This window comes from Paenibacillus thiaminolyticus, assembly GCF_007066085.1.
GTDB classification, from domain to species: Bacteria; Bacillota; Bacilli; order Paenibacillales; family Paenibacillaceae; genus Paenibacillus_B; species Paenibacillus_B thiaminolyticus.
In genome coordinates this window covers 4,380,216-4,393,411 of sequence record NZ_CP041405.1, presented here as the reverse complement: position 1 = coordinate 4,393,411, position 13,196 = coordinate 4,380,216, and the positions used below count along the sequence as shown (strand labels likewise).

Here is a 13,196-nt window from a genome sequence, read left to right as displayed (position 1 = left end):
GCCCACCTCCCTCATCTATGATAGCTGACGACTAGAGCGCGTTCAACGCTTCCTGCGGATGGTGTTCCTTCTCCCGCTGCGGTTCTCTCCGCCGCTTCGGATCGAGATGGAAGGTGACGATGAACGTGGTCCCTCTCTCCGACGTATCAATCTCGATCGTTCCTTCATGCCGTTCGACGATGCTCAAGCAGAGCGGCAAGCCAAGTCCGGTACCTTTCGACTTGGTCGTATAGAACGGCTCGAACAGCTTTTCCAAGACGGAATCTGGAATTCCTGTCCCGGTATCGCTTACAAGCAGCTGCACGCCTTGGGGCACGGCACGGGTCGTGATCGTTAATGTCCCCCGCTTCTCCATCGACTCCATCGATTCCAGCGCATTGCGCGACAGATTCAGAATAAGCTGCTTCATTTCCTTCGTATCCAAATACAGATCCGGAATATCCTCGCCCAATTGATAGATGATCTCCTGGCCGCGCAGGTTGGCGTCCGCCCACAGCAGCGGGGACAGCTGCTTCATAATATCGTGCAGATGGACCATTTCCTTCTCCACGATGCGGTTCTGCGCCAGCGCCAGGAAATCGTTGATGATTCCGTTGGCCCGGTCGATCTCGTCCATCACAATCCGGTAATAGTCCTTCATATTGTCGGGACTCTTCTCTTGGATCAATTGCATGAACCCGCGAATGACCGCCATCGGATTGCGGATCTCGTGCGTAATGCTGGCAGCCATCTGGCCGACCAGATGCAGCCGCTCCATGTTGCCGATCTCGGCGCGCAGCTTGGACAGTTCGGTCACATCATGGGCCATGCCTACCGCGCCGACAATTTCCCCGGTCTCTTGACTGTAGATGGACTTGGCCAGAATGTAGTAGTCGCGTTCACCAAGGCGAGTGACCTCGCCTTCGACCGCCCCTTTTTGCAAAGCCCATTGAAGGATAATAAACTTATTCGGCTCATCTCCCATTTTGTGCAGCAGATCCCGCAAAGGACGCCCCATTAATTGCGCCCTCGTCACGCCGGGAACCTGCAGCTGGATCCCTTCGATCATCATGTCGTTGAGGGCGGTGATGCGGGTATCCGCATCGATGGCAATGACGCAGAGCGGAGCCGTATTGAGAATCTGCTTGAGCTTCTCGACCTCCTCCCGGTATTGACGGGAGACAATCCGGTATCCCTGCTGCAGGAAGGTCTTCTCCCTCGTACCTTCCATCATGTACAGCACCAAGCACGCGGTTAGCAGAAACACGATGCCGAATAAGACGAGACAGGATAAGCCTAAGTCCCCCGCAGCTCTGTCGGCCGGAACGGTCCAGACATACGCTGCATAGACAATGCTGTAGACGAGCATGCCGAGCAGCGAAAAGGAAATAATGATGGCAAGCCGCATTCGCAAGCCAGACTGACGGAATTTGTTAATCGTAATAAACAATAGCGGGGTTAAATAGATCAGGGCATCGCCCCATTGGTTCCCCGTCGGTTGATATAGTGGAAAAGCGATAATAAAAACGGTATAGAGGGCCACCATAACCAATCCGATGCGGTATCCGCCGTATAGCACGCCCAGCATAAAAGGAATCAGCCGAAAATCGAATGGCTGCGAAGCCTCCGGATGATGGAAGGAGAACAGGATGCACAGAAACACGGAAATCACGGAAGCAACTCCAACAGCAAGCCGGGTCAGCAGCGGCCGCGCCGACCGAATGGAGCACAGCTGGCAGGAGAACGCCGGAATACAAGCAATCAGAACTTGCAGAAGGGTTTCCTTCAAAGCGATGTACATGATTTCTCTCCTCTGGCATGTTGTGGAATGCATTGATTAAAACATAAATGGCCAAGTTTGACAATGGAGCAAGCCGATCTTTTAGGCATTTTTCTACATTTTGCGCTACAATAAGGAACGAAACGACGGTGAAGGAGCATACGACATGAAAGAGACCGATATTATAGTTATCGGCGGCGGACCGTCAGGATTGATGGCCTGTATTGCTGCTGCGGGTGAAGGAGCGGACGTGCTGCTGATCGATAAAGGGGACAAGCTGGGCCGCAAGCTCGGCATTTCGGGCGGCGGACGGTGCAACGTAACGAATAATAAAGATTTGGATGAGCTGATTCGGCATATTCCGGGGAACGGGAGATTTTTACATAGCGCGTTTTCTCACTTCAATAATCAGGATATTATCCGCTTCTTCGAAGGACTCGGCATCGCGTTGAAGGAGGAGGATAACGGCCGGATGTTCCCGGTGTCCGACAAGGCGAAGACCGTGGTCGAAGCGCTTATCGGGGAAGTGCGCACGCGGGGCGTCACGATGATGACGAATCGGCCCGTAGCTGAGGTGCTCTATGCGGACGGCGCCGTGCAGGGCGTCCGCCTGTCGGATGGCGCGGTCATCCGCGCGAAGGCGGTCATCGTCGCGACCGGAGGCAAGTCCGTGCCCCGCACGGGTTCTACCGGCGATGGCTATCCTTGGGCCGAGGCTGCCGGGCATACGATCACCGAGCTGTATCCGACAGAGGTGCCGTTGACCTCACAAGCTTATTTCATCCGCGAGAAGCTGCTGCAGGGCCTGTCGCTTCAAAATATCCGTCTTGCGGTGTGGAACGCCAAGGGCAAAAAAATCATTCAGCACGATGGAGATCTTCTGTTTACGCATTTCGGGCTGTCCGGGCCGGCCGCGCTCCGCTGCAGCCAGTTCGTCGTCAAGGAGCGGAAGCGATCCGGACAAGAGACCGTGCTGCTGACTATCAATATGAAGCCGGAGCTTAGTCCGGAGGAGCTGGAGCGGCAGCTAATGGACAGATGGAGCCAGGAACCGAAGAAGGCGATCAAAAATATGCTCCGGCACCTGGTGCCTGAGCGGATGGTGCCCATCCTGCTCCAGCAGGCCGGCATCGAGGAGAGTGTAACTTGCGATCATATCCGCAAGCAGCCGCTGCAAGAGCTCTGCCGGCTGATTACGTCCTTCCCCGTCAAGGTGAACGGCACCTTGTCTCTGGAGGAAGCGTTCGTCACGGGCGGCGGGGTTAATTTGAAGGAGATTGACCCGCGCACAATGGAATCGAGGCTGATGAGAGGGCTCTTTTTCTGCGGCGAGATTCTCGATGTGCACGGGTATACGGGCGGTTATAACATTACGGCCGCATTCGCTACCGGATATACGGCCGGGAAGCATGCCGCCGCCCTTCCATAACAAGCAAAGCGGCTTCGCCCCCTGTCGCCGGGGAGCGAAGCCGCTTCTTGCGTTGCCCTAGATATGAATCCCTCCAGGGAACTGGTTCGTATCGTCATTCCAGCCCATCGCGTCCTCTTCCCGCGCCGCGAGATCATCATGACTCGATGCGGCCAAGGCATACCGGTCGTCGTCTGCCCAATCCTCATTGATCACATGTGCCGGAATCGGAATGAGATCGATATTATAGGCATCATTCACGATTGCGGATTCGGTCATATCTCCCTCTTCCACAAGCGTGCCGCCGTGCGCTTCGGCAATTTCAATCGCCGAGGCCAGATCTCTTTTCTCCACATGAATATGAAGCTCCGTGCCCTGATGGCCGTCATAGACCGGCGCATAACCAAGCTCTTCCAAGGTGTCGAAGGCCAATCGGGCACTCGCGGCATCCGAGAACCGGAACCGGATAGCGGCTGCTTCCATGTCTTGCCCTCCTCTTTCTCCGCTTTGGACATAATATGCCCGCAAGACCGGAATCTCATCCGTTCATCGGTTCACGCGCCGAATTGGTTCTCCTTCTCTTCCTTCTCTTCCTTCGTCTTCTGCTTCCAGCCCTTCATCTGCACGATGATCGTTCCAATCGCGCCGGCGGCCAGTCCTCCTATAAGCCCCATGCCGACTGCCACCAGCGGCGGCGCAATGAACAACCCGCCTGCGAGCGCCCAGAGGAAGCCGGGAACAGACGCCAGCACCTGGACCATGTGAGCCGCCGCCTGCTGCAGATGCGACGAGCGGAACGAGAACATTGAAGGCACGTCTCCTTCAATGAATTCCCTCCAATAGAGGCTCAGCCAATAGCTGAGCACGCCGCACAGGACCGGAACGATTAAATAATACAAGGTTGGCGAAGAAATGACGGAGACAACGACTGCGGACAAGCCAACCCCGGCGAACCGCAGATAAAACATAAAATGATTGCGGCTGCGCAGCAGCGACTTGACGGCCAAAGAGCCAATGACCTGTCCGCCATGCTTCCGCTTCATGAAATACCCCGAGCGCGGGAACAGCAATCCCCGCTTCCGCTTGCGCCGCGCAGGCTTGTCCATGCTCTGCGAGAGCAGCAGCGCGGTCAGTCTCATCCGTGACTGGCTCTCCAGCTCGACATCGCGCTCGAAGGCATGGGTGACATGCAGGCGATACCGGATGAACGGCACGGTCAGGATACAGAGCAGCAACGCTCCGCCCAGTGGCAGCAATGGATGAATGGACAAAATGTAGACGAGGCCGCAATAGGCGGCAATCACCACAGCGCCCGCCAACAGACCGAGGCCCCACCGCCGCCAGCCATGCCATTCCGTCTGTACGCGGTTGCGAACGCATGCCGCTACCGCGGTTAAGGAGGCGATTCCCGCGCCAAAAGCCGCTAATTCCCCGGCAGACAGGCCGTAGCCTTTCATCAGCCAAGGGGCCGCCACCACGCCGATAAGGCCGGTCATCACGATGCTGCGCACCGTGTACATCAGTACTCCGAAGGCGGCCAGCCGTCTCCACCATGCTTTCTTTTGCCTGAGGAACAGCACGTCGCCCGCTTCGCTCCACGTATGAAGCGTGCCGGTCAGCACCGGCAGGAGGAACGGCAGCAGCCATACTTCCCTCGGCAAGGCCACCCAGGATGCCGGCAGCGGAAGGGTCCACCAATCATAGTAAAACTTGATGCCGAGCAGCAGCGCCGGAATGGCGATATAGAGCCACACGGTCCAGTCCAGCGCGGAGCGGAGCGCCTTCCATTGGTACTCGGCATTCGTCCGCCACCGGTACTGAGCGAGCCTCCACGGCCCGGAGACCGGCCGCTTCACGTCAGCACCTCGAAGCAGTCGAACAGCGTCCCTTCCGGCAGCCCGCTCGTTCCACGCACCTGCTCCAACGTGCCGGAGGCGACAATGCGCCCCTGATGGATCAGCACGAAGGAATCGCAGACCCGCTCGGCCGTATCCAGCACATGCGTGCTCATGAGGACGCCGGCTCCCCGCTTCCGCTCCTCCTCCAGCATCCGGAGGAAGCGCCGGGTCGCCCGCGGGTCCAGGCCGACGAACGGCTCGTCCACAATATATAAGGAAGGCTTGAGCAGGAAGGCGATAATTAACATCAGCTTCTGCTGCATTCCTTTGGAGAAGCTGGTCGGCAAATGATGCTTCACCTCGGTTAATTGAAAGATGCCCAGCAGTTCCTCTGCCCGCTCCCGGAACTCGGCTTCCGGCAGCTCATGGGCAGCAGCGGCCAGCTCCAGATGCTCCCACAGCGTCATCGAATCATACAGAACGGGCTGCTCCGGCACATAGGCGTAGGTCCCCGATCCGTCCCCGATGCGAATGGTCCCCTTGACCTCGCGCATAATGCCAAGAATGGACTTGATGGTCGTGCTCTTGCCGGCCCCGTTCGGCCCGATGAGTCCGACAAGCTCCCCCGCTTGGACTTGAAAGGAGATGTTGCGTATCGTCGGATCTCCTTTGTCATAGCCCGCTTCTTCGATTCGTGTATCCAATACGATCATGCCAGCACCTTCTTCTGCTTGCTTGTTCTCTTATCGGCTTACGGCACTAAGAGAACGATTTTCCCTACATTTTCATTACGCTCCATCCGCTGATGCGCTTCATTTATTTGCTCGGGCTGCCAGACCGAGTCGATGACCGGCAGGCACTCTCCACGCTCCAGCCATGGCCCGGCGAATCTCCAGAACGCCTTCGTCAATTCGCTCTTGCGCTTCGGAGGCAAGCCGCGCAGCGTACTCCCGATAACATGCAAGCGGCGCAGCATGACGGACATGAAGTCCACCTCCGCCTTCGAGCCGCCCAGCGTTCCAATCAGGACCAGCCTGCCGTCCATCGCCATGCAGCGCATATGATCGTTCCAATACGCGGCGCATACCGGATCCAGCACGACATTTACGCCGGCGCCCTCCGTCCAGGACAGCACCGTCTCTGCCAACGGCTCAGTCCTATAGTTCAAGACGAGCTCTGCCCCCAATGCCGTCAGCCGCTCGCACTTCTCCTCCGTCCCGGCCGTGGCGGCGACTCTCGCCCCCGCAGCCCGCGCGAGCTGAATCGCGGCCGTCCCCACGCCGCTTGCCCCGGCATGAATCAGCACCGCTTCCCCGCCTTCCAGCCTCCCAAGCTGGAACAGGTTCAAATAGGCCGTCAAATAAGCCTCCGGCAGCGCCGCGGCCTGCTCCAAGGTGAACGCCGCCGGGACGGGCAGCGCCATATCGGCCGGGATCACCGCATATTGAGCATAGCCTCCTCCCGGAAGCAGCGCCGCGACCCGGTCTCCCGGCTCCCATCCCGTTACTCCCGGTCCGGCCGCTTCCACCGTACCCGCCATTTCGAGACCGAGTACGGGAGACGCCCCCGCCGGCACCGGATATTTTCCGCGCTTCTGCAGCAGATCGGCCCGATTCAGCGCCGTGGCATGCACCCGGACGAGCAATTCTCCTTCGCCGCAGCGCGGCGCCTCCATCTCCTTCCATGTCAGGTGAAGGTCCGGCTCCACATGACAAGCCAGCATATTGGTCGGATTGGTCATTTTGTTCCGCCTCCTTAGGTATGCTCTTCTCCATTATCCACCGAATGGAGCTGAACGATCTCGATCAAATTTAATATTCAAAATTTATTGCACTTTTAGCCCAAAAGTGTGATCTATGACATGTTGGACATCAACTTAAGCTTATACGATGAAGAGGTAACCAGTAAAGCGAGGTGGAAAGGACTATGTCTGAACGGGCGCAACGCGATACCGACGAAGCCCTGCATTTGTTCCGCGTATTCTCCAAAGCTTTCAAGAGCGTCTCCGATCATGCCGCTGCAGGCTGCAAAAAACAAGGCTACAACCCGACCGACTTTGCCGTACTCGAAATGCTCTATCATAAAGGACCACAGCCGATCCAACAAATTGGGGCGAAGCTGCTGCTGCAGAGCGGAAATGTCACCTATGTCATCGACAAGCTCGTACGCAACGGCCTGGTGCAGCGCCACCCATGCTCCAAGGATCGGCGGGTCATCTTCGCCGAATTGACGGAACAGGGCCGGACAGAGATGCAGAAAATTTTGCCGAAGCAGGCTCAGACCCTGCGCCGGGCATTAAGCGGACTGACCTTGGAAGAGAAGGCCCAAGCGATACTTCTGCTCAAAAAGCTGGGTATTCAGGCGGAAAAGCTCAGTCTTGTCACAAAAAAAGAGGGGTAAAACAAGAAGAAACGGCCGCGGTTGCGAAGGCCGTTTCTTTGCTTGTTGCGAGTCATATTAAGCCTGTCCTCCCGCCGCTTCCGCGATGGCTCTCCTGTCCGCATATTGGGAGAATTGACGGAAGCGCGCCGCGAACTCCGCAGCAGGCAGCGGATGACTGATATAGTAGCCTTGGAAATGGTTGCAGCCTAACGACTCCAAGTAATGGAACTCCTCGGCCGTCTCCACCCCTTCCGCGATGACGGTAAGATTCAAGCTATGGCCGAGCTGAATGACAGCCTGCACAATCGACGCATTGACCGGATCCGCAGACAGATGTCTGACGAAGGAACGATCTATCTTCAACGTATGGACCGGCAATGTTTTCAGCCGCTCCAGCGATGAGTAGCCGGTCCCGAAGTCGTCGATGGCGATGTTCATGCCGCGCCGCTTCAGCTGCCGCAGAACATGGTTGGCTTGCCCGACATGCTTATGCACATAGCCTTCCGTAATCTCCAGCACCAATTGCTCCGGTTCGAACTGCGTCTCCTGCACGATTCGCTCCACCATCGCCACGAAATCCTGATTCAAAAACTGCCTCAGCGACACGTTCACCGACAGGCGCAGCGGCGGCATACCCTGCTCCCTCCATTGGCGATGCTGCATGCATGCGCTGCGCAGCACCCACTCGCCAATCGGAATGATTAAACCGGTTTCTTCCGCGACCGGAATGAACTGCGAAGGCGAAATATAGCCTTGCTGCGGGTGCAGCCAACGCAGCAGCACTTCGGCGGCCACGACCTTCCCTGCGCAATCGACAATCGGCTGATAATGAAGCGTCAGCTCATCGCGCTCCATCGCCTTGTACAGCAAGCTTTCAAGCAGCATGCGGCCGGAAGCCAGATCCGGATGAATCTGATCGAAGAACATATAGGTCTGCCCGCCCCGCTCCTTCGCCGCATACATCGCCGTATCGGCTTGCTTGAACAGGGCGGTCAGCGTATTCCCGTCATCGGGATAAAGCGCGATCCCGGTTGAAGCCGAGACGAACAGCTCATGCGCGTGAATGCAGAAGCGCTCGCGGAAGTGCTGAAGGATGCGCTGCGCCAATTTTTTGGCCTCCTCGCGTGTTCCCTGCTCCAGCAAAATGACGAACTCATCGCCGCCCAGCCGGGCGCACAGATGGGTTCCTTCCTGCTTCGACAGACAATGGAGCAGGCGCTGCCCGGCTCGAACGAGCAGCATATCGCCGATCTTGTGACCGAGCGAGTCGTTAATGTATTTGAAGCGATCGAGATCGATGAACAGCAAAGCCATCGGTGTGGCATCTACATCCGCCCGTTCCAGCGCCTTATCCATCTCTATCGTAAAATAATGGCGGTTCGGCAGCTGGGTGAGCGGATCATAATAGGCCAACCGCTGCAAGTGCTCTTCCGATTTTTCCAGCAGCTTCGTCTGCTGCACAAGATGCTCATTCATGAGGCGAAGCTCCCGGAACTGCGCGGTAAGCCTCTCGGCCATGGCGCGGAAATTCAACATCAGGGAGCGAAGCTCCCGGATGCGGCTATGCGGCCATGCTTGCCTCTCCCAGTCCGTGATCGTATCCGGATCAACGCTCGTCATCCGGTTCAATCCGTCAAGAGAACGAATGAGAGGACGGCTGACCATGACCGCTATCCCTGCTACAATGCCCCATACAACCAGCATAAGAGCCAGTTCCCAGACATATGAAGAGAGAATCCCCGGAAGGAACGCATCATTCGGAAGAAAGGCGGTAACCGCCCCAGCCCTTCCGGCCTCGCCATAGCGTGCCAATACATAATAGCCGTCCTTCCAGCGGCCGGTTGCGTAATGGTAGTTCTCCGTCCCCGGCAGGACGCGATAGAAGCCGGCAACCCGGATCCGATCCACTCCATCTCCTGACGCTAACGTTTTGGGCAGGGGAAGAACGGTTCGCACCGCTCCCGCCTCCTCATACAATCGCTGCCGGTAATCTGCCCACATCCGGTCGCTCCAGGCGAACAGTTCGCCATGCTCGTCCGTCAACGCGAACTTGATGACGCCGTACATCGACTCCTCCTTCAGGAGGCTCTCCACCAGCGATACATTCCCCCATACGCTAGGCGCATTCGCCGGGAGCCGCCGATTCGATCCTTCCAGCTCACGCAGCGCTTCCTCGACCCGGATCGACTGCTCCTCCAAGAGGGCATATGCTTCGCGCTCCACTTCGGTCAGCAAACCGCTGCTGCCCAGCTTAATATGCAAGAGGAAGGAGAGCAGAACAGCGGCCAGCGCCAGATGAACGATAACGCGCTGAAGAGAAATCGGCCGGTTGGCGCTGCGTCCGAGCAGGCGCTGCCACGGTACATAGGCAAGCAGCATATCGGCGAGAAACGCATTAACGATGCCGTTCACAGCGGACATCATATATTGAAGCATGGCCTCTGTCCCGAACACGCCGGTTCGCATCAAGAACAGCAGCACGATTCCCGGAGCTCCGACCGCAAGCCAGAACAAGCTGTCCCAGAACAACAGCCTCCGTCTGCGCTGATAGAGGAAACCCACAACGGCAAGCTCCATTCCGATGAACGCCAGTGTATCGATATCATAACCAGCGACATAGAGGACCAGTGCGGCCAGTCCGGCGAACGCCATCGTTCGGACGGCATCGAATAAGACGAGAGCCACAAGGAAGAAAGCCCCGCTCAGAGCAAATTCCACGCCGAACGGGAACTTGATTGCCACTTGGGAGCCGATAACCCCCAGCAGAATAAGCGAGATGTAAACAAGACCCGTACGGCTTGAGTTCGGCAGTACCGAGGTATACGGCATAGAGGACGACTCCTTTGGCTGAAGGTAGTTCGACAATTCCCCTATATCCATTCGACACAAATCCATATTTTCCTACTTTATGCATAAAAAAACCGCCCCGGAAGGGACGGCAAATGCTGGCAGGCGGTTCATTCAGTCGGTGCGAACGAATCCACCATCCACTTTGAGAATTTTTCTTTTTCTTCAAATTGCGGATAATGAGCGGATTGGTCGTACGTAATAAATTCCTTTTTATCTGCATCAATCTGGTCAAAGTATGTTTTGGCTGATTTCATGGAAGTCATGTAGTCGTATTGTCCCATTATAAAATACACCGGTAAATCTAGTTTTGTGATGATCGTAGGCAGAGGTTTTTTGAATGCCTGCCCTATTAAAATTTCTTGTACATAGGATACGCCACGGTTATAACGGATGCGATCTAATAAGTTATACTCCGGTCCGAACAACAAACCATTAGCCATGTCCGCGTTAGCATCGATCCGTCTTGCAGCACCGCCATATTTTCGGACATAATGGCGCGGAGTTAACATAGCGCCGCTTTGAACTTTTTCAGTTAACCCTTGTAAATACTCGACGTCGGTTGTATTACCGCTCAATTTTGCTTGATCAATCGTGAAATTCAGACCATGCAATTCGCTGTCTAACGTATTGGCCATCTGTCCAATGCCGATATAGGCTTCATATTTTTCAGGAGCTTGTTGCGCAGCCTGGATGCCAATATATGTTCCAAAGGAATGTCCGGCTAGTATGACCTTCTGTTGACTGAAACGATTGGATATGTAATCCGTCAAAGCTAATAAATCTTTCACTAATAGATCAGTCGAAAGGTTGGAATAATCTTCTCCAAAGTGATATGATTTCCCGCTAGCTCTTTGGTCGTAACGGACAACCGTGAAATTCTTCTCCAATAGGTCTTGGTATTTGGTTACATAGGGTATTTCGGAAACACCTGGACCCCCGTGTACAAAGATTACAATAGGATTGTTCTACGACGCGGCCTTTTTCTTGGCAATCTGAGAATAGGAGTAATATCCATAAAGTAACTATCGAGTACTCTTGGCAGCATTAATGACTTCAATTGCTTTTTCCATATAGATATCGCGCCCTTCACGAAGCTCTTTAATCGTTCGCTTCACCGGAATCGTGGGCTGAATACCGATGAGATGATGCTGGCTGCCGTCATGCTTCAATACTCTCATTCCTGTCCATCGAACATCAATGCCACCCGGTAAGTTAATATGGTTAATGTTCCCGTTTACGCCTGCCGTCGTTTCTCCGACAATTTCTCCTAATCGGTAATGTTCAACGCTGCCCATTACCACTTCTACTAAGCTATAGGAGGCGCCATATGTAAGAAACACGATCTTCCCTTTGAATTTGGGTTGCAGCGGTTCGATCGCCGATTGCAGGTTAAGGTAAGAGTCATTTCTTTGATCGCGGTCCGGGTATAGAAATATAGGGATATCGAATTTTGGCGTTGTAATCTGCCAATCGATTAAATAAGACAACATTTCTGGGTGAATAATTTCGTTCCGGGTAGGATAGCCTCTTAAATCGAATATAACTCCTTTTGCATTTGCCAGCTCATTAAGCCTCTCCTTAAATAGGTCAGGCGTTACTTGTGCTGTGTTGACATAATATATTTCGTCTGCAACTTTATCAATAGAGACAGAGCGAACAAATTCATCGACCACTTTATCCCTGTCCGAGAAAGGAATACAGATGTTAAATTTGCTTTCTCCGCGTTGAACCGTCAGCTTTGCTTCCTTTCCGATGTACCCGGCCACAAATTGCTGGGCAGCCGTCCAGCGTTTAAATTGCATCGTGCCGGAAATATATTTTTCCAGTTGCTTAAAATAAGATGTGGCGCTCTGCCCGTCAATATTTACGATGATATCCCCCGGCTTCAGATCAATGCCTTCTTTTGCATTCGCAATGACGACTTGCTCTTCAATCCATTGAACGCTAATAGGGAGGTAAGCCTGCTCACGACTCTGATTTATATGCTGAACCAAGCTATGCCCATCTTGCGTTTTCTCTAACATTTGTCTCATCGTTTGAAAAAACTGATCTGCTGTGCTATCTTTCAAGCTTTGCTCCAATGTCTTCGTTAACGTTTGCTCCCAATCAACCTTGACTACATCGAAATAAGGATAAAAATGCTGAAGTACATTCCAAGTTATAACAATGTCTGCTAAACGGACATTTTCATCATCTAATGGAGCTTTTGTTACATCGATGCTCGCCAACTGCTTTTGAAGCTGCTTCAATGCGTGTATCGATTTTGGTGTTGCGCCGAGCGTTCCCTTATCGTTCCGGTATAAAACCAGCGGGATGTGTGCATATACATCCGGAGTAATCTGTTTGGTAACCGTTTCTCCTGCCTGCAAGACCCGATCCGTAAGCTTAAATTCTTCAATTATGAATTTAAGACTACTAGGATCGTCAGATTGTAGCCGTAAACTCTTGTATATAGAATTCTCAGCCTTCAATCCGACGCCAATGTGAAGCCACGCTGTCAAATTTTTGGCTTCTGCAGGCGGGCTGAGCCGAGTTGCCTTGTCTTGCTTCGTGAGGTTCATCGTCGGAGCAATCGGGTAGAAAAGCTCTCCCAATGTTGTCGTTAATTCATCTTTTGTTTTTGCAGACCTTACTTTGCCCACCCCATGGATAGCAAAACGCTTCCAATCAATCTGCGTGTTCTCATCGCTTGGGTGAAAAAACCTTACATATCCATACAGCTTGGCAAACGCCCGAATGTTCATAAGCTCTTGATGAGAATTGCTTTCCTTTTCCTTCGCCAAAGCGGGTACCGCTGACATGAGAAAAACGATTGCGGTTAAAACGAGAAGACTTGCCTTTTTCACTTGCCATTCTCCTTGTCCCTATTTTGGTCAGCCAGCTATGTATTCATTGCTTTCTTTAACCGACTATTTTTTCACACACCAACTACCTCCTCAAGTGCTAATTATAATGAGTA

The 13,196-nt window shown here is 54.1% G+C and carries 10 protein-coding genes; 2 read left to right on the top strand and 8 right to left on the bottom strand.

Annotation, left to right across the window (positions count from 1 at the left end; all coding sequences use genetic code 11):
* Positions 1 to 31: 31 nt before the first annotated feature.
* The gene (locus FLT43_RS19565) at positions 32 to 1,780 is read right to left on the bottom strand and encodes an ATP-binding protein (protein ID WP_087443995.1); all 1,749 of its coding nucleotides are present in this window, start codon (positions 1,778 to 1,780) and stop codon (positions 32 to 34) included.
* Between the two features lie 145 nt (positions 1,781 to 1,925).
* Between FLT43_RS19565 and FLT43_RS19560 the strand changes: the two genes are divergently transcribed.
* Positions 1,926 to 3,188, top strand: a complete 1,263-nt coding sequence (locus FLT43_RS19560; RefSeq protein WP_087443996.1) for a BaiN/RdsA family NAD(P)/FAD-dependent oxidoreductase — start codon at positions 1,926 to 1,928, stop codon at positions 3,186 to 3,188.
* A gap of 57 nt (positions 3,189 to 3,245) precedes the next feature.
* Here the strand turns inward: FLT43_RS19560 and FLT43_RS19555 are convergent, their stop codons facing one another.
* The 4 genes from FLT43_RS19555 to FLT43_RS19540 all read right to left on the bottom strand — a co-directional run bounded on the left by FLT43_RS19555 (position 3,246) and on the right by FLT43_RS19540 (position 6,746).
* The gene (locus FLT43_RS19555) at positions 3,246 to 3,650 is read right to left on the bottom strand and encodes a DNA/RNA helicase (RefSeq protein ID WP_087443997.1); all 405 of its coding nucleotides are present in this window, start codon (positions 3,648 to 3,650) and stop codon (positions 3,246 to 3,248) included.
* A 71-nt stretch (positions 3,651 to 3,721) separates the two neighbouring features.
* Positions 3,722 to 5,023 (bottom strand): ABC transporter permease, encoded by a 1,302-nt coding sequence (locus FLT43_RS19550; protein WP_087443998.1) that lies wholly within the window; start codon positions 5,021 to 5,023, stop codon positions 3,722 to 3,724.
* Positions 5,020 to 5,718, bottom strand: coding sequence for an ABC transporter ATP-binding protein (locus FLT43_RS19545; RefSeq protein WP_087443999.1), 699 nt, complete (start codon positions 5,716 to 5,718; stop codon positions 5,020 to 5,022). Before FLT43_RS19545 ends, FLT43_RS19550 begins: the two co-directional genes overlap by 4 nt.
* Before the next feature lie 38 nt (positions 5,719 to 5,756).
* Positions 5,757 to 6,746, bottom strand: coding sequence for an NAD(P)H-quinone oxidoreductase (locus FLT43_RS19540; protein WP_174818151.1), 990 nt, complete (start codon positions 6,744 to 6,746; stop codon positions 5,757 to 5,759).
* Between the two features lie 185 nt (positions 6,747 to 6,931).
* On the opposite strand from FLT43_RS19540, the gene FLT43_RS19535 reads away from it, so the two are divergent.
* A complete protein-coding gene (locus tag FLT43_RS19535; RefSeq protein ID WP_087444000.1) occupies positions 6,932 to 7,405 on the top strand; it encodes a MarR family winged helix-turn-helix transcriptional regulator in 474 nt (157 codons plus the stop codon).
* 57 nt (positions 7,406 to 7,462) lie between these two features.
* Here FLT43_RS19535 and FLT43_RS19530 read toward each other — a convergent pair whose 3' ends face one another.
* The 3 genes from FLT43_RS19530 to FLT43_RS19520 all read right to left on the bottom strand — a co-directional run bounded on the left by FLT43_RS19530 (position 7,463) and on the right by FLT43_RS19520 (position 13,083).
* Positions 7,463 to 10,216, bottom strand: a complete 2,754-nt coding sequence (locus FLT43_RS19530; protein ID WP_087444001.1) for a putative bifunctional diguanylate cyclase/phosphodiesterase — start codon at positions 10,214 to 10,216, stop codon at positions 7,463 to 7,465.
* A gap of 128 nt (positions 10,217 to 10,344) precedes the next feature.
* Complete coding sequence (locus FLT43_RS19525) at positions 10,345 to 11,193, bottom strand: alpha/beta fold hydrolase (protein WP_087444002.1); 849 nt, start codon at positions 11,191 to 11,193, stop codon at positions 10,345 to 10,347.
* Between the two features lie 66 nt (positions 11,194 to 11,259).
* Positions 11,260 to 13,083 (bottom strand): S41 family peptidase, encoded by a 1,824-nt coding sequence (locus tag FLT43_RS19520; RefSeq protein ID WP_087444003.1) that lies wholly within the window; start codon positions 13,081 to 13,083, stop codon positions 11,260 to 11,262.
* Positions 13,084 to 13,196: the final 113 nt, after the last annotated feature.

Coding starts and splice junctions, on each gene's coding strand:
- FLT43_RS19530 (WP_087444001.1), bottom strand. CDS start 10,216: ATGCCGTATACCTCGGTACTGCCGAACTCAAGCCGTACGGGTCTTGTT.
- FLT43_RS19560 (WP_087443996.1), top strand. CDS start 1,926: ATGAAAGAGACCGATATTATAGTTATCGGCGGCGGACCGTCAGGATTG.
- FLT43_RS19540 (WP_174818151.1), bottom strand. CDS start 6,746: ATGACCAATCCGACCAATATGCTGGCTTGTCATGTGGAGCCGGACCTT.
- FLT43_RS19565 (WP_087443995.1), bottom strand. CDS start 1,780: ATGTACATCGCTTTGAAGGAAACCCTTCTGCAAGTTCTGATTGCTTGT.
- FLT43_RS19545 (WP_087443999.1), bottom strand. CDS start 5,718: ATGATCGTATTGGATACACGAATCGAAGAAGCGGGCTATGACAAAGGA.
- FLT43_RS19535 (WP_087444000.1), top strand. CDS start 6,932: ATGTCTGAACGGGCGCAACGCGATACCGACGAAGCCCTGCATTTGTTC.
- FLT43_RS19555 (WP_087443997.1), bottom strand. CDS start 3,650: ATGGAAGCAGCCGCTATCCGGTTCCGGTTCTCGGATGCCGCGAGTGCC.